Below are 19737 nucleotides of genomic sequence, written 5' to 3'. Positions count from 1 at the left end.
GCCAGGACGTGTACTCATAAAACGTCGGCTTACCAACGCAAACCGGAAGTCTCTCATCTTGGGCGTGATCGGCGGCTTGTGACCCCACAGCGGAAGTTGAACATGAACCGCGAGCATTAGCCCTACATCTTTTTTCGAGCGGATGGCCTAGGCTGGTCGCATGGGACTATTGACCTTCAGCATAAACGTCACCCTGGACGGCTGCGTCGACCATGAGGAGGGAATCGCTGACAACGAGACCCACGCGTTCTTCACCCGCCTTATGGACGAGGGCGGGGCGATGCTGTGGGGCCGCATCACCTACGAGATGATGGAGAGCTACTGGCCGGCGGTCGCTCGCGGCGACGTGGAGGCGCCGCCGGCGATACGCGAGTGGGCGGTCAAGCTGGACGCCAAACCGAAGTACGTGGTGTCGTCGACGCGAACGGACTTCCCGTGGGCCAACAGCCACCATATCGCCGACGACCTGCGAACAGGCGTACAGAGGCTCAAGGACGCGACTCCGGCCGGCGTGCTCCTCGGTAGCGGCAAACTCGCAACCGAGTTGGACCGGCTGGATCTAATCGACGAATATCAGCTCCTCGTCCACCCCAGGATTGCCGGCCACGGCCCGACTCTGTACCAGGGTGGGCTGCCCAGTGCACGGCGGCTCAAGCTGGTCTCGGCGAAGCCGCTCCGCAGCGGCGCGGTTGCTATGCACTATCGGCGCGAGCGCTGACTCCGAGCAGCCTCAACGTCCCTAGCGTCCGCTGCTGGCCCATCGCTTCCGTTTGAGCGGTGTCGCTGCATGTCAGCTCACAAGGGCAGATCGGAAGTTTGCAGCCCGGCGCCAATTCGGCGGCTTGTGATCCGTTTCGGTGGCCGTTTCGTTCGCAGTCGAGGCAGCAACATCATTCCGGAAGGCCTGCTTTGCGAAGACCCTTGGCGAACATGGCGAAGTCCTCTGCTCGGCGGAATGGCGCTAGATCTCTGAGAGTGGAGGCTCGCAAGTCAGGGTTAAGTTCGAGCGCCCGTGCCATGGCTTTCTGTGCTGGCTCAAGCTGTCCGGCAAGCGCCTTGCTGGCAGCGGAAATGCAGATCGTCAGCAGAAATTTGGGATTGTCGCGCATTGCCTGTTCGGCGCATAACGATGCCACGTCACATCGGCTCGCGAGAAAATGAGCATATGCCATGGCTCCCTGCATGCCATACATGGACGGATCGAGCGGACTCAGGCGCATGGCACGCGCAACATGCTCAAGTGCCAGGTCCGACTCACCTCTCCAAACTCTCAGCCAAGCACTAAGCGTCCAAGCTTCGGCTAAGTTAGGACTGACCGCCAGTCCCCGATCCATGAGCGCCGCGGCGTCGTCGAACTCCTGGGCTACAAAGGCGAGTGCATACCCACCCCTAGACAGCGCGACAGGGTCATCTCCACCGAGGCGCACGGCTTTCCGGGCCAGCCGCGTAGCTTCGGCACTCTCTTGCTCAGGCTCGATCATCCAGCCACGCGCCTTGCGCTGCACGTAGCACCACGCGGCCATGCCATAGGCGCACGCCAAGCCATGGTCGAGCTCGATCGCCCTGCAAAACAGCGCAAGCGCCTCGCGGTTCGCTTCCATTGTCGTGCGGCGAAGTTGCACCAGTCCGCGCAGGTAATAGTCGTACGCAGTCAGATTTTCGGTTGGTTTGCGGTTGGCACGTCTGATCTCCTCAACCTGCAGCTTCGGGGCGATAGCGCTAATGACGCTGGCCGTTACATGGTCCTGTAGATCGAACATATCTTCGAGCGCACCCTCGAAACGGTCCGTCCAGAGATGTGCTCCATTTTCGGCATCGATCAGCTGACCCGCGATACGAATGCGGTTTCCAGCTTTGCGCACGCTGCCTTCGAGCACGTAGCGCACTCCTAGCTCCCTCCCGACCTGCTTCACGTCCACATGCCGGCCCTTGTACGTGAAACTCGAATTGCGCGCGATCACAAACAGCCAACGAAGGGCAGAGAGCGCCATCGTGATATCCTCCACGACGCCATCTGCGAAATACTCCTGCTCTGGATCTGCACTCAGGTTCTGGAAAGATAGTACGGCGATCGAGGGTTTGTCAGGGAGCGCCAACGTGGGCCTTTGGTTTGCTGCCGCGCCACGATCTCTCACTCTGAAAACGCGGACCGGACGTCCAATATTCTTGAGGTTCTGCTCGCCGGCATCATCAAACACAACATCAAGTTTATCGCGGAGTTGTCGGTGGGCATCATCCGACACACAAATGCCACCGGGCTCCGCAATCGCTTCGAGACGCGCTGCCACGTTGACACCGTCGCCGAATATGTCCCCATTATCCTGGATAACATCGCCAACATTGATACCGATCCGGAACTCAATTCGATTGTTCGCTGGTACGTCTGAATTGCGTTCCGCCATGCCACGCTGAACATCGACCGCACAGCGCATTGCGTCCACAACGCTATTGAACTCGGCCAAAAGGCCATCGCCGGTGTTCTTGACGATGTGCCCGCGATAGGCGGCAATCGTCGGATCAATCAAGAGCCGCAAATGCTCCCTCAGCCGGACGTGCGTGCCTTCCTCGTCCATGCCCGTTAAACGACTATAACCGGCGACATCGGCCGCGAATATGGCTGTTAGCCGTCGCAAGAGGTGTTCGCGGCTCAAGGGATTCTCCCGCCGTGAAGCATCACCGGTCTGAACTGGCACCTTTTGAAATGTTAGCAAGAATCGGCCTCAAATGCCACAGCCATCAACAAGGTTAGCTCAGAGGCGAGGAGCTGATCGAGAGAGGCGGGCGACGTCCGCTCCTGGCCCATCGCTTCCGTTCGAGGGGTGTCGCTGCATGTCGGCTCACAGGAGCAGACCGGAAGTTTGCAGCCGAGCGCCAGTCGTCGGCTTGTGACCGTGGCTGTGTAAAAACTCCAAAAGCGAACGGCGACGAAGAATGATATTCTTCCGTTGATCTCTAAGCTGAAGCCGCTTGCGCGTTTGACGACCAAAATAATTTTAGTTCTTCTATCGCGATTGAGCCTCTTCGCGTTTTCACACAGCCAAGACCCTTAGCGGACGAAGAAGATGGCACTATCTGCAACTGGTGTTGGTCGCGATCGCAGCTCGATGGCGGATCGGCGTTAGTGTAATCCACCATGTCACGGCGATCGAAGAAAGGTGGCGGATCACGCTTCGCTGATCCGCCAGACTGCCTGCCAATAAAAGTGCAGAACAGGCGGTGACTTACCATCACACACCACGAGACAGCCATAGATACGTCGTGCCATCTCTGAGCCTTTCAATATCTCGGCGAGCGACGAGGTGGTCGATGTCACTGGGTGTCAGGCCGATATCCGCCAACTCTCTGTCACTCAGGTTGTGCAAACTCTCGGCTCGGCGCCGTTTTCTGAACGCACGCCAATATCCCTGGAGCAAACTCAAGACGCTCCGGGTCGATGCGACTGGTGGTCCAGCCGCTTCCTTTTCAGAGGAAGCGTCTCTCAGCGGCGCCATGGAGGCATCGGGGCCCGCCTCGGCCAAAGCATTGCCCAGGGAGTCTTTCACCAAAGCAATGGCGAGGTCGAGGCGGAGCCCTGCGGCATCGCGCCCGGTCTCGGATGTCGTCTGTTGGGGTGGCATCGGATGCTCCTGCTGTTGTGCCGGCAGGAAGCGTGACCAAACAAAAGGCCCCGTCCGATGCGGGCGGGGCCTGGTGAAAGGATCGCGTCGTCAAATTCCTAGCGCACGACTCCTTCCACGGCCCAGCGAGAGCGGGTTACGTTTTTACGGGACGACGATGCGCACGACGTTTTGATCATGAAGCGTAGTTACCACGGAGATTGCAAAATCAAGGGGTGTGCCGGTGCTACTCGCATCCTAGAGGCGAGCTGGCCTGACTTGACGTGAAGTCTGCCTTGGCTCTGAAATCGTCTGGTTGTTTGATACTTCTCGAATGCAAGAAGTTGGCTACGTACCATGCCCGCTTCTGGCCCGTCTCGGACCAACTGGGCCGGTTCCATTATGTCCGCTGTTGAGGCTGGACTGGAAGTGACAGGTAGAGGTCTGCACCGACGCGATTGACCCATAGCTGACCTGCGCCAATAAGTCAGACGTTCGCTCTTGCCTTCATCAAAACAAATAGGTGAGAGCCAGCGGCGATCATTGAGAAAATAACTATTCCCAATTCAGCACCGTGCACATGCTGCGGCGCGTATGTCGAAGCCAACCAAATAAAGAGCCGCACGGCCGCCATGAAGATAATAATTCCCCACATGGCCAACCATTTTGGAGCGTACCATGTTGGCTCGCCATTTGGTCCCCATTGAATTGCAACGCGGTCGCGTTCGATCCGAGGACCAAAATAAAGGTTGAATGCGAGGACTAACGCAACAGCGAAGCCAAAGACGTAATCTGCGGGTAGCATGCTTTGCGCCTTCCAAGAAACCGGCCAAACATATCGCGAGGCGAAGAGGCAATCTATGCTTGTCTAAACGGTGCCGCTCGCGCAATTTGTTATGATTGCTGTCAGGTTGATCCGTTCACACGACAACTGCTTGTGGCCCATCGCTTCCGTTTGAGCGGCGTCGCTGCATATCAGCTCACAAGGGCAGACCGGAAGTTCGCAGCGGGCCCCCAGTTCGGCGGGTTGTGACCCCACAGCGGAAGCTGAACATGAACCGCGAGTATTAGCCCTGCATCTTTTTTCGAGCGGATGGCCTAGGCTGGTCGCATGGGACTATTGACCTTCAGCATAAACGTCACCCTGGACGGCTGCGTCGACCATGAGGAGGGAATCGCTGACAACGAGACCCACGCGTTCTTCACCCGCCTTATGGACGAGGGCGGGGCGATGCTGTGGGGCCGCATCACCTACGAGATGATGGAGAGCTACTGGCCGGCGGTCGTTCGCGGCGACGTGGAGGCGCCGCCGGCGATACGCGAGTGGGCGGTCAAGCTGGACGCCAAACCGAAGTACGTGGTGTCGTCGATGCGAACGGACTTCCCGTGGGCCAACAGCCACCACATCGCCGACGACCTGCGAACAGGCGTACAGAGGCTCAAGGACGCGACTCCGGCCGGCGTGCTCCTCGGTAGCGGCAAACTCGCAACCGAGTTGGACCGGCTGGATCTGATCGACGAATATCAGCTCCTCGTCCACCCCAGGATTGCCGGCCACGGCCCGACTCTGTACCAGGGTGGGCTGCCCAGTGCACGGCGGCTCAAGCTGGTCTCGGCGAAGCCGCTCCGCAGCGGCGCGGTTGCTATGCACTATCGGCGCGAGCGCTGACTCCGAGCAGCCTCAACGCCCCTAGCGTCCGCTGCTGGCCCCTGCTGCGTAAAAACGCACAACATCGAAACGCGACGAGAATGGCATTCTTTAGTTCAATTCTTAAGTCGAATGGGACTGCGAGTTCGAAGTCTAAAATTATCTTGGACGAGTATTTCTTCTATCGTCATTGAGCGTCTTCGCATTTTCACACAGCCAAGACCCATAGCGGGCTTGCGGCCAGTGGAGGGGTGCTGGCCTATTCGACCAAAGTGGCGTAGCTTGAAAAATGCTGTGGTCTGATTTGAGCGTGATGTCTGTGTGACGTGCAGCACAGCGTCTCACAACAGGACCGCGTATCCCCTGATCACGGCTGGCGGGAATGGTCTCGCCGCGGAAAACGATCAGGAGACCTTCAATGAGCAACGCTCCATGCTGACGGAAAACGATCTTGTAGCTGTTTCGGGCGGCCAAGATAGGAGGGTTCATTTCAAGATCTGCGGGTTTAGCATCAGCCACCACAACGGACGCGCCCAAAGGGCCGATGACCTGCACGACCGTTCGCGCCCCCAGTGGAAGCAATAGCCATGACTGCCCCGTTCCGGTCTAACAGAAGGGGCCACCGCACAAGATCCAGCTTAGTTCGCTAGAGGCTGCCTCAGTTGGCGGCCCTTATTTCGAGTTGAAAAGGGACGGGGAACGCTGGAGATGAAAAGCATTTTGAACGGACCAGGCACACAGCTCTTTGCGCTGCTCTTTATGTCGTTCGCCTCCGGTGCGCTCGCCATTGTGGCGTTTGAGAGAGCCCTGCGCAAGGACGGTGAGTGGATGATTTTGGCTGGCGTTACCATCATCTTTCTCGTCACGATAGGCATCAACGCTATTCGGCTTATTAGAAAGACCAGTGCCTCTTAGCTCTCGAAGAGACCAGCTCAGTTGGCAGCCTCTTTCATTTGCCGATATGATCCCATGTCGCCTGTTGGCCCATCTGCGACTTCGGCCGCTGTTGGCAGTAAACCGGACATCAGGCGGCCAGCCGCTAGATGAGGACATGCGCTGGTCCAACTTTCCCACCTACGTCACCCGACAACATCAGCCTCGAATCGGACCAGAGCTTTGGCTGAAGCCGACATGAACTTTATGGCTGGAATTTACTGGGTCTTATTTCGCGTTTGGACGTTCTGAACGGCTCCGTCCACCGGATTCCACTGCATCCGACCATCGGAAGCGGACAGGTTTAGGCCACCGCCGGTCCCGTAGAGAACGACGTGACCCGAGCTGACGGCGTCGACGGCGAGCGTGGCACGAGGAACTTTTGCAGCATTGAACATCGTCAAGGACGCGTTCTGATGATCATTCAAGGACAGCACGGCCCGGGAGCCCTGCTCTGTATCCAACAGCGACACCGAAGGTGCGCCGTCCTGGCGAAGCCCGATACTGAGTCGCACCTTCTGGCGGCTATCGAATAGCGAAATATGCGGCATTCCGTCGGACGTGGACGAGATCAAGGCGACGATTTTGCCGGTGTCATTACGCAAGGCGATGGTTTCCACGGACAAGGTCTTGGCTTTGACTGTGCCGGCACTGACGGTCGAGTGCCACTGCGAGGCAAGGATCGCCGTAGCCGCCATGATTGTAGCGCCCAGAACGCTCCATCCCATGGCCTTCAGGGATCGGTCCTGGCGCTGGATATGCGATGCCAGAGCTTCAAACGTCGGTTCTGCCTTGAGCATAACTGCTCCTTTGCCTTCCAATACGCTTGAAACCTGAGCGAGTGCGGATGCCGGGGGCGGATTCGACGCACCAGCAGCGGACGCTAGTCACTTCAGCGGCCGCCCGGAAGGTAATTGTGCTTGCAAGTTTCAATGTTCTTGCTTCGGTTCGGGTAGTCGGCACCGAAGGCCCCCACGTATTTCAGGCAGTCCATGTAGGGCTTGTTTCCCATCCACCCATATTGCGAACCGAAGCCTGCTGCGGCAGGTGAATAGTGTCCGGATCCGAGGAGAGAGCCGAGCCCAATGAGGCCAGCGAAGAGAGCAAGGCGAGCGGTTTTCATGTGAGGTCCTCCTGTTTGGGCGGCGGGTTGCAGCCACGATGCAGAGTGCCGCAAGTGCTGGGCAGCTTCAGTGAGGCCCGTCACGGGCACTGCAATTGGAGTTGACGCGGATTTGCTGTCGCCGGTGCAGCGCATTGCGTTGCGGGTCATGGACCCCGGGCCAGAGCGACCAGTCGCGGCCCGCGACAGTCTGCCGTCAGCCGAGATCGTGCAGACCCTTGCCGAGCGGCGGCGTCAGCCGAAAGCTCGAGAACTCGACTTTCAATCCGGCCCGTTCGGGCGTGCAGGCCATTGGCCCCACGAGGTAACGGTCTGCCTCAGGGAATGGCGCAAGTCGCACCAGCGGCCAGAGCTTGCCATCAGCCGAGGTCTGCAGACGAAGGACGCCGTTTGCGACCGTCGCACGCATCCGGAAGTCGCCGGCATTGTGCTCGTACGGAGCAGTCGCCCAGTCCGACCGCTCACTGGTGAGGACGCTCGAAAGCATGGCGCGTCCGTCCGAGAGCTCGATCCCGGCCTTGACCCAATGTTGCGCGTCAACGCGGACCATGATGCCTGCCTGATCGTAGAGCGCCTGGAAATCGCCGTGGACGCGCAACTCGGCGGTGAATGCCTCGGCGGTCGGAAAGCCCAGGAAATGCCCGCTGTCTCGGGTAAAGCCGTAATGAGTTTCCCGCCAGAAATCGGTGGCCTTGTCGGTCACGATCTGAAGCGTGTCGCCCTGCGCGGTCCATTGTTCCGGTTCATTCAGCCACACACCGTCGCTTCTAGTGAAGATCGGATTGCTCATGTCTACCTCGATGCAATGACCTGCCGACCTCACCCCGGCATATGCACAAGATGCCGCAACGTATGAATTGGGCAAATTGCAGCTTAAGAAGGGCGGCGACTACTCGGATGTCTCGTTTGGTTATCCGCGTGGTTTTTGACCATTGCGACGCAAACGTCGATCGATCCTGAGCTCACGAACCCGATGCTCTTGACTAACGAGCGCTTCGGAAACCGGACGGACCGGTGCGAGAATTTGCGGTATAGTTTCAACTCTCAACTCTCCCCGCCCCTAACGAGTGATCCCCTGGAGTGGTCATGCCAAAACACCGCATCTATACGACGAGCTTCGCAAGCGTTTACCCGCTCTACGTTGCGAAGGCGGAGAAGAAAGGACGCACCAAGGCAGAGGTCGACCAGGTCATCTCATGGTTGACAGGCTATGGTGAGAAGGAGCTGGAAACTCAACTGGAACAGGGGACGGACTTTGAGACCTTCTTTGCGAAAGCCCCTGCAATCAATCCTTCGCGCGACCTGATCAAAGGCGTGGTTTGCGGTGTCCGGGTGGAGGATGTCAAAGACCCGACGATGCGGGAGATCCGCTACCTGGATAAGCTGATCGATGAGCTGGCCAAGGGAAAAGCAATGGACAAGATTTTGCGGAAAGCTGCTTCTTGAGCCGCCACCCTCGTCCGCCCGGCTCGGCGACGTTGCGGGAGATATCCGGCGATACCCTCCTTCCACCGCGCGGCCATTGCTGATAAATTTCGTCAAAAGGCGATAGGGAGAACAGGATGCGCCCTCACGGGAGGCCCGCAAATCCGGCAGCTGGCGATGTCACGCCAGCGGTGCTCGCCATCGGTCGCCCGGATTTCCCTGATATCCTGATCGATACGCTGCGCCGGCAGGCCGGCGTCGGCCATTGCATGGTTTTCGCACTAAGCCGCGCGGGCGCGGCGCGCTGCCTGCTCGATGCCGGCAACATCCCGATCGGCGGCGATCTCGGTGCGGCCTATGCCGGGCAGTTCCACGAGTCCGACCCCAACCGCGATGCGCTGTTCGAAGGCGAGGGCCGCGCGCCGCTACTGCTGCCGGCCTTCGCGCCCCACATGTACGGCGCACGCTACCGCAAGATGTTCTTTGTCGATTCCGGCATCGTCGACAAATGCGCGACCGCGATCTGGGTCGACGACACCTGCTTCTACGTCAATTTCTATCGCGTCGCCGCGCAGGGCCGCTTCGGCGATTCCCAGCGTGCGCGGCTTCAGGCCATCGCACCCGCCATCAGTGCAAGCGTGGCACGCCATTTCCAGCACGGCCCGGCGGCGACGACCGACCAGACTCTCGCCGCGCTGTTTGCGACGCGCGCGCCGCTCGCCGATCTGACGCCGCGCGAGCGGGACGTTTGTCGTCGTATTCTCTCTGGATTCAGTTCCGAGGCGATCTCGCAGGCCCTCGGCATCAGCCTGCATTCGACACTGACCTACCGCAAGCGCGCCTATGAGCGGCTCGGCATCTCCGCGCAGAACGAATTGTTTGGAATTGTGTTGGGTCTGCTCGCGGGGCCGGGCCGCCTGAACTGAAGCTGTCCCAATCGCTGGGGACAGACGGCGCCTCCTGAAGCCGCTAGCCTTGGCGGTGAACAGCAAGGGAGCGAAGCTTGAGCACCGCGCCGCGCATCGACATCGACCCGGTTGCATTCTGGGCCGACCCCTACCCGATGCTCGCGACAATGCGCAAGGAGGCGCCGATCGCCTTCGTGCCGCAGCTCGGCTCGACCCTGCTGACGAGCCGCGACGACATCTCGATCTCCGAGAAGCAGATCGACGTGTTCTCCTCGCACCAGCCTGCCGGCCTGATGAACCGGCTGATGGGCCACAACATGATGCGCAAGGACGGCGAGGCGCACCAGCTCGAGCGCCGCGCGATGTTTCCGACGGTGTCGCCGAAGACGGTGAAGGCGCACTGGACCGCGCTGTTCCAGGCCCACGCCGACCGCATCATCGACGCGATCGCGCCGGGGCGGATCGATTTCATGCGCGACTTCGCGCTGCCGTTCTCCGGCGAATGCCTGAAGTCGATCACCGGCCTCACCAATATCGGCTTTGGGGATATGGATGCCTGGTCGCAGGGCATGATCGAGGGTATCGCCAACTACAGCGGCGACCCCGAGGTCGAGGCGCGTTGCCATGCGGCGACATCAGGCATCGATGCGGCGATCGACGACATCCTGCCGGTGATGCGCAAGCATCCCGACCAGAGCATCCTCGGCGTGCTCCTCGCTTCGGGCATGTCGATGGAGGGCATGCGCGCGAATGTCAAACTCGCGATATCCGGCGGCCAGAACGAACCGCGCAAGGCGATCGCCGGCACGGTGTGGGCGCTGCTGAGCCATCCCGAGCAGCTCGATCTCGTGCGCAGCGGCAAGGTGACCTGGCTTCAGGCCTTCGAGGAATATGCCCGCTGGATCTCGCCGATCGGCATGTCGCCGCGGCGCATCGCAAAGCCCTGGTCGATCCGCGACGTTTCGTTCGAGACGGACGAGCGGGTGTTCCTGATGTTCGGCTCGGCCAACCGCGACGAAAAGCATTTTGAGCGCGCCGACCAGTTCGACGTGCGGCGCGATACGGCCAAGAGCGTCGCGTTCGGCGCCGGTCCGCATTTCTGCGCCGGCGCCTGGGCCTCGCGCGCCATGATCGCTGACGTCGCGCTGCCGACATTGTTCGCGCGCGCCCAGAAGCTCGAGCTTGCCGACGACGAGCCGGTGCGGATCGGCGGCTGGGCGTTCCGCGGGCTGCAGAATCTGCCCGTGAGGTGGCAGCATTAGCCCGCTGCAGGCTGCTCCACCCGAACGCCGCAACGATACCATCATGCCCCTGTTTTGCCCGACGAGTCAAATTCGCTTCGGATAATACGTAAGCCATTGTTTTTGCACGCCCCGGCTACTGTGCATGGGGTTGTTTTCGCGGGTTTTGGTTCCGGCCGCGAGTCTTGAGACCCACGCGGCCGGCATTCACATCCGCGTGCGGAAAAATTCCATCCTCATTCACTCTGTGGATTGAAAGATTAATCATGCGCTTGTCGCAAGCGCAGTGCTCGCATCGCTATTTCTCCGCCTGTCTCGACACCTCCGCCAACCCGCACCATCATTCACGAGACCTGAATGATGACGGCCGCGTCTGGCCGGGAGAGTGGAATGCAGCGTCGGAACTTTCTGAAATTGTCCGCTGGAAGCGCAATCGCTGCAGCGTTTGCCACACGCGCCACAGCGCAAGCCGCGCTGAAGGAAATTCGTATCGGCTACCAAAAGACCGGCGTGCTGGTTATCGCGAGCCAGCAGTCTGCCCTGGAAAAACATTTCGCTCCTTTGGGTATCGAGGTGAAATGGGTCGAGTTTTCCTCGGGGCCTCCGATGATGGAGGCGATGAATGTCGGCAGCGTCGATTTCGGCTCGGTCGGCGATTCCCCGCCCGTGTTCGCCCAGGCCGCGGGTGCCGCGATCGTCTATGCCGCCGGCCAGCCGATCACCAACGGTCAGGGCATCCTGGTGCCCAAGGATTCGCCGATCCGCGCCATCGCTGACTTGAAGGGCAAGCGCATCGGCTTCACCAAGGGCTCCAGCGCGCACAATATCGTGGTGCAGACGCTGGAGAAAGCGGGCCTCACCTATGCCGACATCACGCCGGTCTACCTGACGCCGCCGGATGCCGGGCCTGCCTTTGCCAATGGCAGCATCGAGGCTTGGGCGATCTGGGATCCGTATTTTGCGATCGGCGAGACCAAGCAGGGCGGGCGCATCCTGATCAATGCGCGCGAAGTCACCAAGACCAATTCCTTCTACATCGCCAACCGCGAGTTCGCCAGGAATCACGGCGCGATCCTGCAGCAGATCGTCGATGTGACGACCGCGGCTGGCAAATGGGCCGAACAGCACCGCGACGAGGTCGCCAAATCGCTCGCCGCGGTCACTGGTGTCCCGCTGGACATCCAGACCGTCGCCGCCAATCGCGCGAATTTCGTGGTCGGTCCCGTCACCGACGACATCGTCACGACCCAGCAGGGCGTCGCCGACCGCTTCCACAAGCTCGGGCTGATCCCGAAGCCGGTCGTCATCCGCGACATCGTCTGGCGCAACCCGGCAGCGTGATCGTGCCCACCAATCTCCCCATTTCAAAAGGTTTGAACATGAGGCGTATCATCCAGCGTCTGATCGCGGCCATCGTGCTGTCGATCGGCATCGTCGCCGCCGCGGTCGGCACCTCCTACGGTCAGGACAAGGTGGTCCGCATCGGCTATCAGAAATACGGCAAGCTGGTGCTGCTCAAGAGCAAGGGCACGCTGGAGCCGAAGCTCGCCGCCGTCGGCTACAAGGTGGTGTGGACCGAATTCCCCTCCGGCCCGCCGCTGCTCGAAGCGCTCAATGTCGGCGCGATCGATTTCGGCAACACCGGCGAAGCCCCGCCGATCTTCGCGCAGGCCGCGGGCGCCCCGATCCAGTATGTCGCCTACGAGCCGCCGGCCCCGAAGGGCGAGGCGATCCTGGTGCCGAAAGACAGCCCGCTGAAATCGGTCGCCGATCTCAAGGGCAAGAAGGTCGCACTCAACAAGGGCTCCAATGTCCATTATCTCCTGGTCAAGGCGCTCGAGAAAGCCGGCGTCAAATATTCCGAGATCGAGCCGGTGTTCCTGGCGCCGGCCGACGCGCGTGCCGCCTTCGAGCGCGGCGCGGTCGATGCCTGGGTGATCTGGGATCCGTTCCAGGCCGCCGCGGAAGCCGCCACCGAAGCACGCACGCTCGCCGATGGCACCGACATCGTGGCCAACTACCAGTTCTATTTCTCCTCGAAGAAATTCGTCGAAGCCAATCCCGCGGTCATCGACGCCGTGCTGGCTGAGCTGAGCGCGGTCGACGATTGGGCCAAGGGCGATATCCACGCGGTTGCCGAGCAGCTGGCGCCGTCGATCGGCCTTTCGGTCCCCGTGGTCGAGGTAGCGCTGAAGCGGCAGTCCTACGGCATCAAGCCGCTGACCGATGCCGTCATCGCCGATCAGCAGCGGGTTGCCGACGCGTTCCTCGCGCTCAACCTGATTCCCAAATCCATCAATATTTCCGACGTGGCGCGCAAGCCAGGATCATGAGCAAGCATATGAGCAAGCAAGCGAACGCCCACATCCTCTGGTTCCTGCCGACCCATGGTGACGGCCGCTATCTCGGCACCGGCATCGGCGGCCGCGAGGTCAATTTCAACTATCTGCGCCAGATCGCGCAAGCCGCCGATCAGCTCGGCTATTTCGGCGTGCTGCTGCCGACCGGGCGGAGTTGTGAGGATTCCTGGATCGTCGCCTCCTCGGTCGCGCCGTTCACCGAGCGGCTGCGCTATCTCGTGGCCGTCAGGCCCGGCCTGCAATCGCCGAGCGTGGCCGCGCGCATGACCGCGACGCTCGACCGCATCACCAGCGGCCGGCTCCTGGTCAACGTCGTCACCGGCGGCGATCCCGTCGAGAACAAGGGTGACGGCATCTTCCTCGCCCATGACGAGCGATACGAGGTCACCCGCGAATTCCTCAGCGTCTATGGCGAGCTGCTCGCCGGCAAGACCGTCAGTGTCGAGGGCAAGCACATCCACGTCGAGGGCGGCAAGCTGCTGTTTCCTCCGGTTCAGTCGCCGCGTCCGCCGCTCTATTTCGGCGGCTCGTCCGATGCCGGCATCGACGTCGCCGTCGACACCGTCGACAAATATCTCACCTGGGGCGAGCCGCCGGCGCTGGTCGCGGAGAAGATCGCGAAGGTGAGGGAGGTCGCGAGCGCCCGCGGACGAAAGCTTTCCTTCGGCATCCGGCTCCACGTGATTGTCCGCGAGACCAATGACGCGGCCTGGCGTGCGGCCAATGAGCTGATCAAGCATGTCAGCGACGAGACCATCGCGACCGCGCAGAAGAACTTTGCGCGGATGGATTCGGTCGGCCAGCAGCGCATGGCGCAGCTCCATGGCGGCAAGCGCGACAAGCTCGAGATCGCCCCGAACCTGTGGGCCGGCGTCGGCCTCGTGCGTGGCGGCGCCGGCACGGCACTGGTCGGCGACGCCCAGACGGTCGCGGCCCGCATCAAGGAGTACCAGGACATCGGCATCGATACCTTCATCATGTCGGGCTACCCGCATCTGGAGGAAGCCTATCGTTTCGCCGAGCTGGTGTTTCCGCTCCTCTCGCTGGAGCAGTCCAGCAACGTGACCAAGCTGCACTTCAACGGCGGTCCTTTTGGTGAGACGGTCGGCAGCGACTTCCGTCCGCAGCACAAGGTGTCGCAGTCATGAGCCTGATCGACAGCGTTTCGCTTCCGCGCGGCTTGCGTCTGCCGCGCGTCGACGGCCTGATCCAGTGGATCGTGCCGCTCGCCATCATCGCGATCTGGCAGGTCGCCAGCGTCACCGGTTTCGTGCCGACGAGGGTGTTGCCGGCACCGAGCGACGTCGTGCTTGCAGGCTGGAAGCTGCTGCTCTCCGGCGAGCTCGTCCGCAACATCTGGGTCTCGTTCTGGCGCGCCTCGATCGGTTTCCTGATCGGCGGCAGCATCGGCTTTGCCTTCGGTCTCGCCAACGGCCTGTCGCAGTTGTCGGCAAAGCTCACCGACACAACGCTGCAGATGGTGCGCAACGTGCCGCATCTGGCGCTGATCCCACTGGTCATCTTGTGGTTCGGCATCGACGAGAGCGCAAAGCTGTTCCTGGTAGCGCTCGGGGTGTTTTTCCCGATCTACCTCAACACGCTGCACGGCATCCGCACCGTCGACCCGCAGCTGATCGAGATGGGCCGGATCTACGGCATGACCGACGGCGAGCTGTTCCGCCGGGTGATCTTTCCGGGCGCGCTACCCTCGATCTTCGTCGGCATCCGCTTCGCGCTTGGCATCATGTGGCTGACGCTGATTGTGGCGGAGACCATCGCAGCATCCTCGGGCCTCGGCTACATGGCGATGCAGGCACGCGAGTTCATGCTGATCGACGTCGTCGTGCTCTCGATCCTGATCTACGCGCTGCTCGGCAAGCTCGCCGACAGCGCCTCCCGTATGCTGGAGCGCCTGACGCTCTCCTGGCACCCCGCCTTCCAGAAACGTTGAGCAGAAATACAGGGATCACATGCAGACAGCCCTTCGTACCTCCCTTCCGGAAACTGAACTCGCCAGCCGCGCCAATTTCGCGCCGCACGCCCGTGTGCTGCGCGAGGAGCGACCGGTGCAAACGAGCGGCCTGCCGCTCAGCATCCGCGGCTTGCGCAAATCCTACGGCGATAACGAGGTGCTGCGCGGCATCGATTTGCACATCCCCGCTGGCCAGTTCGTCGCCATCGTGGGCAAGAGCGGCTGCGGCAAGAGCACGCTGCTGCGCCTCATCGCCGGCCTGGAGAAAATCGACGCCGGTACCATTTCGCTCGGCGAAGCCGTGAAGCCCGAGGATATCCGCGTGATGTTCCAGGAGCCTCGATTGTTGCCCTGGGCGAGCGTTCTCTCCAATGTCGAGGTCGGTCTCGGTCGCGATCGTGCTTCCTCCGACGCGCATTCACGCGCGGAGAAGGCGCTGACCGAGGTCGGGCTGACCGACAAGCGCGACCAGTGGCCCTCGGTGCTGTCGGGCGGCCAGAAGCAGCGCGTTGCGCTCGCCCGCGCGCTGGTCTCGCGGCCGCGGGTGCTCGCCTTCGACGAGCCGCTCGGCGCGCTGGACGCGCTGACCCGCATCTCGATGCAGCGGCTGCTGGAGCGCGTCTGGCGCGACCAGGGCTTCACCGCGATCCTGGTGACCCACGATGTCGCCGAGGCGGTCGCGCTGGCGGACCGGGTGCTGGTGATCGAGGAAGGGCGGATCGCCCACGACGTCGTGGTTAACACGGCCCGGCCCCGCGAACGCGGCTCGGCCGAGCTCGCGGGTCTCGAAGGCTCGATCCTGAGCCACCTTTTGTCGGCGGATGATCGTACCTAAATAGAGAGGGACCCCGGCTTGGGGACGATGCCATGAATGTAGTGCCCCGCGATCTCATGACCGAAAATGCCGTCTCCTCCGCCGATTTTCGCGGCGCCATGCGCCACCTCACCGGCGGGGTCAGCGTCATCACCGCCGGACGGGGCAAGGACATCACCGGCATGACGGTCACCTCCGTCGCCTCGCTCTCGGTCGATCCGCCGACGCTGATCGTCAGCATCAACCGCGACGCCTCGTCCTTCCCGCTGATCCGCCGCCACGGTGCCTTCGGCGTGAACATCCTCGCAGCCGATCAGCTCGAAATCGCCGAGCGCTTTGCCGGCAAGGGCGGGCTCAAGGGTGCCGATCGTTTTGCGGGCGCCAGATGGGTGACGGCGGTCTCGGGTGTTCCGCTGCTGGTTGGCGCATTGTCCGCCGTCGATTGCGAGGTCGAGGAGATCGTCGAGCGCCATTCGCACGCCATCGTCATCGGTCGGGTGCGAGACGTCAAGAATTCGACCCGCAACGCTGCGCTGGCCTATTGGCACGGCCAGTACGTAGCGGTCGATCAGGACGAAGACGCGGCCAGGCTCGCGGATGTCAGCGTCCCCACCCACCTCCGGCGCGGCATTTGATCGCCACCGGCCGAGGGGCGCACAGGCTGGCCTTTTTCCCGTCATCGCTCTAGAAGCGCTGCCTGAGCCCCCCGCCGGGACGGCTATGGAGCGCAATGATGAAACGGGTCGCGACGTGGACCTTCTACGCGGTCGGCGCGCTCGCGATCGCCTATCTCGCGCTCTATGCCTATGCGATGTTCAGTGGTCATCCGATCGTGCCCGGCGACCCCATCCGCATCTTTCGTAAGCCGGATGCGCCGAGTTATTCGTAGGGCGAATGCGTACGCGGTTAACGTGACGCGCCGCTCTCTCAACTCGTCATGGCCGGGCTTGACCCGGCCATCCACGTGTCACCGCGAATTTGGGAAGACGTGGATGCCCGGGTCAAGCCCGGGCAGGACGACAGAGCGCGTGGCGACTACGCCCGCAAAATCGCCAGCGCCAGCGCCTGCGCGCGCGGTACGATGCTGTCGAGCTCGAGATATTCCTCTGTCGTGTGCGCGAGCCCGCCGACGGGGCCGAGGCCGCAGATGGTCGGCGTTCCGACCGCGGCGGTGAAGCCGGAATCGGCGCAGCCGCCGGAGAACTCGCCCTGGAGCGTGGTGAGGCCGGCCTGCTTTGCGGCGGCCTGATAATTTTCGAACAGCGCCTTTGAGTCGGCACTCTGCACCACCGGGACGAACTCGCCCTTGATCGTCAGCGTCGCGCTGGTGCCAGGCACATAGGACGTCGCGATGATTGTCTCGATCGCGGCCATCACCCTCGCGCGATCCGCCGGATCGACGTAGCGTAGGTCGATCTGCCCTTCCGCGTAAGGCGCCGTCGTGTTGACGGACTGCCCGCCCGAGACGAGGCCGACATTGAGCGTGATGCCCTTATCCAGATCGGTCAGCGCGTGGATATGCACGATCTTGTGCGCGAGCTCGCCGATCGCGCTGACGCCCGCGGCGAAATTGGCGCCGGAATGCGCGGCTTTGCCGGTGATGGCGACATGCATGAAGATGCCGCCCTTGCGCCCGGTGACGATATTGCCGGTCGGGCGGCCCGGCTCGGAATTGAACACGGCGCGCGCGGCGCGTCCTTCACGCTCGATCACCGGCCGCGAGGAGGGCGAGCCGATCTCCTCGTCCGAGGTGATCAGCACCTTGATCGGATGCGGGCTGCCGCCGAATTTGTGGAAGGCGGTTGCCACGAATATGTTCATGACGACGCCGGACTTCATGTCGGCGACGCCCGGACCGTAGGCACGCGTGCCCTGGATCGTGAACGGACGCCGCCCGGCCTCGCCCTTGCCGAATACGGTGTCGCGATGCCCCATCAACAGCACCGGCTTCTCGTTGCTGCCGGGCTTTGTGACTTCGGCATGGATCGCATCGCCGAATGTGGCGTTGTTTTCGCGCCGGAACGGAATGCCGTGCTCGGCAAAATGCCGCTCGAACCGCGCCCCGACCGCATCGACGCCTTCCTTGTCATAGGATCCGGAATCGATATTCACGACATCGCGCAGCAGGTCGATCATCGCCTGCCCCTGCGTCGCCAGCCAGTCCGTGATTTGAGCTTGAGACATGTTTACCCTCGCGTGGTTCTCACGCGGGGTTATAGGGCCTGGTGCGGGTGTGACCTAGTCGGAGAATGCGGTGCGGCCATGTCGCGGGTCCACGGGATTGGACGCACCGTGCCTCCCCATCGTCACCCCGGCTTTCGCCAGAATGAATTTGACGGTGTGGCAACCGGTTAACGCCTCGGTTCCGCCATCGCTTCTACGCCGCGGAGCTGCGTGGCGACGGTCAGCGCGCCGATCTTCCGGCCCATATCTTTGCCGATCTCGGTCGAGAACCGATAGTGAAAGCCAGCCCACATGCGGGCATTGGAGACTTCGTCGCTATAGTCCTGGAGTCGCGTCCATTTGCGAGTGACGCCTGGTGCCGTGGGGCTGGTCACAGAGAACTCGCCGAAATCTCCAACGACGGTCTGGAGCACGGTCGAAATCGCTGCCGACGTGATGCAGTGAGCACAGGGATATTCCGGATGCATCGGCGTGTCCCCCAGCGGCAGCCAGGATGCGTCGCGAGGCGTGGCTGCGTTCGACGTCAGGTCGGCATTGCGTATGGCCGTAATCGGCCGCCAGAAATTGTAATGGTACTTCGCGTCGAACACGGCGACGAAGGCGTCGTTGCCGGCAATTGACGTCAATGCGTACAGTCGGGCGCAGTCGACGAGATCCATACCCTTGGCCGTTGCCGCCTGCCTCACCATTGGATTGTAGGTGCGGGCACCGACAAAGAACCAGAATCGACCGATTGTGGTTTGCTCGGGCGTCCGGCTCCGACTGCTTCGGCTGCCGATCTCGCGGATTTCGCTGACGTCCCGGGTCCACACCTCTGAACCAAGCGCCGGCGGCGGGCCGGGGCGATACTGCGATCCGGACGTCATGACCCAGGGCGTCGTCGCGCCCCCAGTCGAGAACAGTGGGACGGTGGTCGGAACGTAAGCACCCGGCGTCGTCAGGGGCCGATAGGTTTCCGGGGCGGCGCTGCCATCGTCCGCACGAAGTGCGATGATCTGCATCGCGGCATCCTTGCCGAGGCCGATGCCCGCGATCTTGGACTCGCCGTCGGCGATCGGCACCAGAGAATTCGTCAGCGCCGCATCCAGCTCCGGCTTGAGGTCCGGATAGAGAGACAGCAGCACGTCGTGAGCCGCAACTGCGGCCGCCGCTTCCCGCGAGGTCGAACGGTCCGCGGACAAGGCGAGTTTGTAGGGCGCGTACCGGCGATCGATCGCGTTGACCGCCTCGAACATCGCGACGTGCATCATGGACAAGGCACGGCTGTGGGGCGCTGGAAGGATTTGCTTCTCGGTGGCGATCGCGTCGGCCTTTGCATTCCAATCCATGATCACGTCGGCGCGTGCAAGCGGCGCCGAGGCTGCGATCAGCGTTACAATCAGAGAGAGGCGGAAGATGGTCCACGACGAGCTCTTCATGGGATGCCCTTTCGATGTGAAGGACGTTTCGCGGGACCGATGCGGCTCTGCCCGACATCACGTCGCGCGGCTCGAGGACTCTAACCATCTTGTTGTGGTTTGATTGTGAACTGCT

The 19737-nt window shown here is 61.9% G+C and carries 21 protein-coding genes; 13 read left to right on the top strand and 8 right to left on the bottom strand.

What is annotated here, in order from left to right:
* Positions 1-160: 160 nt before the first annotated feature.
* The gene (locus tag IVA88_RS25675) at positions 161-718 is read left to right on the top strand and encodes a dihydrofolate reductase family protein (protein ID WP_247499942.1); all 558 of its coding nucleotides are present in this window, start codon (positions 161-163) and stop codon (positions 716-718) included.
* A 172-nt stretch (positions 719-890) separates the two neighbouring features.
* Here the strand turns inward: IVA88_RS25675 and IVA88_RS25670 are convergent, their stop codons facing one another.
* The 3 genes from IVA88_RS25670 to IVA88_RS25660 form a co-directional block, all read right to left on the bottom strand.
* Positions 891-2651: an adenylate/guanylate cyclase domain-containing protein gene (locus IVA88_RS25670; RefSeq protein WP_256466823.1), complete on the bottom strand. Its 1761-nt coding sequence runs from the start codon at positions 2649-2651 to the stop codon at positions 891-893.
* Positions 2652-3227: 576 nt separating this feature from the next.
* Positions 3228-3617: a DUF1127 domain-containing protein gene (locus tag IVA88_RS25665; RefSeq protein ID WP_247499941.1), complete on the bottom strand. Its 390-nt coding sequence runs from the start codon at positions 3615-3617 to the stop codon at positions 3228-3230.
* Positions 3618-4083: 466 nt separating this feature from the next.
* Positions 4084-4401 carry a DUF1648 domain-containing protein gene (locus IVA88_RS25660; protein WP_247499940.1) on the bottom strand — a complete coding sequence of 106 codons (318 nt, stop codon included), beginning with the start codon at positions 4399-4401 and terminating at the stop codon, positions 4084-4086.
* A gap of 306 nt (positions 4402-4707) precedes the next feature.
* Here IVA88_RS25660 and IVA88_RS25655 point away from each other — a divergent pair, with 306 nt between their 5' ends.
* Positions 4708-5265 (top strand): dihydrofolate reductase family protein, encoded by a 558-nt coding sequence (locus tag IVA88_RS25655; RefSeq protein WP_247499939.1) that lies wholly within the window; start codon positions 4708-4710, stop codon positions 5263-5265.
* Between the two features lie 687 nt (positions 5266-5952).
* The gene (locus IVA88_RS25650) at positions 5953-6159 is read left to right on the top strand and encodes a hypothetical protein (RefSeq protein ID WP_247499938.1); all 207 of its coding nucleotides are present in this window, start codon (positions 5953-5955) and stop codon (positions 6157-6159) included.
* Between the two features lie 236 nt (positions 6160-6395).
* On the opposite strand, the gene IVA88_RS25645 is transcribed toward IVA88_RS25650, so the two are convergent.
* From IVA88_RS25645 to IVA88_RS25635, 3 genes are all read right to left on the bottom strand, one after another.
* Positions 6396-6977 (bottom strand): hypothetical protein, encoded by a 582-nt coding sequence (locus tag IVA88_RS25645; protein ID WP_247499937.1) that lies wholly within the window; start codon positions 6975-6977, stop codon positions 6396-6398.
* Between the two features lie 92 nt (positions 6978-7069).
* Entirely contained in the window at positions 7070-7300 is a 231-nt protein-coding gene (locus IVA88_RS25640) for a hypothetical protein (protein ID WP_247499936.1), read from the bottom strand.
* A 196-nt stretch (positions 7301-7496) separates the two neighbouring features.
* Positions 7497-8090 carry a DUF1349 domain-containing protein gene (locus IVA88_RS25635; RefSeq protein ID WP_247499935.1) on the bottom strand — a complete coding sequence of 198 codons (594 nt, stop codon included), beginning with the start codon at positions 8088-8090 and terminating at the stop codon, positions 7497-7499.
* 296 nt (positions 8091-8386) lie between these two features.
* Here IVA88_RS25635 and IVA88_RS25630 point away from each other — a divergent pair, with 296 nt between their 5' ends.
* From IVA88_RS25630 to IVA88_RS25585, 10 genes are all read left to right on the top strand, one after another.
* Positions 8387-8746: a DUF2200 domain-containing protein gene (locus tag IVA88_RS25630; RefSeq protein ID WP_247499934.1), complete on the top strand. Its 360-nt coding sequence runs from the start codon at positions 8387-8389 to the stop codon at positions 8744-8746.
* Between the two features lie 116 nt (positions 8747-8862).
* A complete protein-coding gene (locus IVA88_RS25625; RefSeq protein WP_247499933.1) occupies positions 8863-9651 on the top strand; it encodes a helix-turn-helix transcriptional regulator in 789 nt (262 codons plus the stop codon).
* Positions 9652-9728: 77 nt separating this feature from the next.
* Positions 9729-10895, top strand: a complete 1167-nt coding sequence (locus tag IVA88_RS25620) for a cytochrome P450 (RefSeq protein ID WP_247499932.1) — start codon at positions 9729-9731, stop codon at positions 10893-10895.
* Positions 10896-11264: 369 nt separating this feature from the next.
* Positions 11265-12215: a sulfonate ABC transporter substrate-binding protein gene (locus IVA88_RS25615; protein WP_247499931.1), complete on the top strand. Its 951-nt coding sequence runs from the start codon at positions 11265-11267 to the stop codon at positions 12213-12215.
* Between the two features lie 38 nt (positions 12216-12253).
* Positions 12254-13207 (top strand): sulfonate ABC transporter substrate-binding protein, encoded by a 954-nt coding sequence (locus IVA88_RS25610; RefSeq protein WP_247499930.1) that lies wholly within the window; start codon positions 12254-12256, stop codon positions 13205-13207.
* Positions 13204-14382, top strand: coding sequence for an FMNH2-dependent alkanesulfonate monooxygenase (ssuD, locus tag IVA88_RS25605; protein WP_247499929.1), 1179 nt, complete (start codon positions 13204-13206; stop codon positions 14380-14382). The genes IVA88_RS25610 and ssuD overlap by 4 nt, the downstream gene beginning before the upstream one ends.
* Positions 14379-15185, top strand: coding sequence for an aliphatic sulfonate ABC transporter permease SsuC (gene ssuC / locus IVA88_RS25600; protein WP_247499928.1), 807 nt, complete (start codon positions 14379-14381; stop codon positions 15183-15185). Before ssuD ends, ssuC begins: the two co-directional genes overlap by 4 nt.
* A gap of 19 nt (positions 15186-15204) precedes the next feature.
* A complete protein-coding gene (locus tag IVA88_RS25595; protein ID WP_247499927.1) occupies positions 15205-16041 on the top strand; it encodes an ATP-binding cassette domain-containing protein in 837 nt (278 codons plus the stop codon).
* A 32-nt stretch (positions 16042-16073) separates the two neighbouring features.
* On the top strand, positions 16074-16655 hold the full coding sequence (locus tag IVA88_RS25590; RefSeq protein ID WP_247499926.1) for a flavin reductase family protein: 582 nt from the start codon (positions 16074-16076) through the stop codon (positions 16653-16655).
* Between the two features lie 95 nt (positions 16656-16750).
* Positions 16751-16909, top strand: coding sequence for a hypothetical protein (locus tag IVA88_RS25585; RefSeq protein ID WP_247500430.1), 159 nt, complete (start codon positions 16751-16753; stop codon positions 16907-16909).
* A gap of 146 nt (positions 16910-17055) precedes the next feature.
* On the opposite strand, the gene IVA88_RS25580 is transcribed toward IVA88_RS25585, so the two are convergent.
* A complete protein-coding gene (locus tag IVA88_RS25580; protein WP_247499925.1) occupies positions 17056-18204 on the bottom strand; it encodes a M20 family metallopeptidase in 1149 nt (382 codons plus the stop codon).
* Between the two features lie 167 nt (positions 18205-18371).
* Complete coding sequence (locus IVA88_RS25575) at positions 18372-19622, bottom strand: vanadium-dependent haloperoxidase (protein ID WP_247499924.1); 1251 nt, start codon at positions 19620-19622, stop codon at positions 18372-18374.
* Positions 19623-19737: the final 115 nt, after the last annotated feature.

The organism is Bradyrhizobium sp. 149 (genome assembly GCF_023073915.1).
GTDB lineage: Bacteria > Pseudomonadota > Alphaproteobacteria > Rhizobiales > Xanthobacteraceae > Bradyrhizobium.
The sequence above is the reverse complement of the archived record's forward strand: the minus strand, read 5'-3'. Positions and strand labels throughout refer to the sequence as shown.

Excerpts from the sequence above, each read along its gene's own strand:
- IVA88_RS25595 (WP_247499927.1), top strand. The coding sequence starts at position 15,205 with ATGCAGACAGCCCTTCGTACCTCCCTTCCGGAAACTGAACTCGCCAGC.
- IVA88_RS25590 (WP_247499926.1), top strand. The coding sequence starts at position 16,074 with ATGAATGTAGTGCCCCGCGATCTCATGACCGAAAATGCCGTCTCCTCC.
- ssuC (WP_247499928.1), top strand. The coding sequence starts at position 14,379 with ATGAGCCTGATCGACAGCGTTTCGCTTCCGCGCGGCTTGCGTCTGCCG.
- IVA88_RS25655 (WP_247499939.1), top strand. The coding sequence starts at position 4,708 with ATGGGACTATTGACCTTCAGCATAAACGTCACCCTGGACGGCTGCGTC.
- IVA88_RS25610 (WP_247499930.1), top strand. The coding sequence starts at position 12,254 with ATGAGGCGTATCATCCAGCGTCTGATCGCGGCCATCGTGCTGTCGATC.
- IVA88_RS25575 (WP_247499924.1), bottom strand. The coding sequence starts at position 19,622 with ATGAAGAGCTCGTCGTGGACCATCTTCCGCCTCTCTCTGATTGTAACG.
- IVA88_RS25650 (WP_247499938.1), top strand. The coding sequence starts at position 5,953 with ATGAAAAGCATTTTGAACGGACCAGGCACACAGCTCTTTGCGCTGCTC.
- IVA88_RS25640 (WP_247499936.1), bottom strand. The coding sequence starts at position 7,300 with ATGAAAACCGCTCGCCTTGCTCTCTTCGCTGGCCTCATTGGGCTCGGC.
- ssuD (WP_247499929.1), top strand. The coding sequence starts at position 13,204 with ATGAGCAAGCATATGAGCAAGCAAGCGAACGCCCACATCCTCTGGTTC.
- IVA88_RS25675 (WP_247499942.1), top strand. The coding sequence starts at position 161 with ATGGGACTATTGACCTTCAGCATAAACGTCACCCTGGACGGCTGCGTC.
- IVA88_RS25665 (WP_247499941.1), bottom strand. The coding sequence starts at position 3,617 with ATGCCACCCCAACAGACGACATCCGAGACCGGGCGCGATGCCGCAGGG.
- IVA88_RS25630 (WP_247499934.1), top strand. The coding sequence starts at position 8,387 with ATGCCAAAACACCGCATCTATACGACGAGCTTCGCAAGCGTTTACCCG.
- IVA88_RS25645 (WP_247499937.1), bottom strand. The coding sequence starts at position 6,977 with ATGCTCAAGGCAGAACCGACGTTTGAAGCTCTGGCATCGCATATCCAG.
- IVA88_RS25625 (WP_247499933.1), top strand. The coding sequence starts at position 8,863 with ATGCGCCCTCACGGGAGGCCCGCAAATCCGGCAGCTGGCGATGTCACG.
- IVA88_RS25635 (WP_247499935.1), bottom strand. The coding sequence starts at position 8,090 with ATGAGCAATCCGATCTTCACTAGAAGCGACGGTGTGTGGCTGAATGAA.
- IVA88_RS25615 (WP_247499931.1), top strand. The coding sequence starts at position 11,265 with ATGCAGCGTCGGAACTTTCTGAAATTGTCCGCTGGAAGCGCAATCGCT.
- IVA88_RS25585 (WP_247500430.1), top strand. The coding sequence starts at position 16,751 with ATGATGAAACGGGTCGCGACGTGGACCTTCTACGCGGTCGGCGCGCTC.
- IVA88_RS25660 (WP_247499940.1), bottom strand. The coding sequence starts at position 4,401 with ATGCTACCCGCAGATTACGTCTTTGGCTTCGCTGTTGCGTTAGTCCTC.
- IVA88_RS25580 (WP_247499925.1), bottom strand. The coding sequence starts at position 18,204 with ATGTCTCAAGCTCAAATCACGGACTGGCTGGCGACGCAGGGGCAGGCG.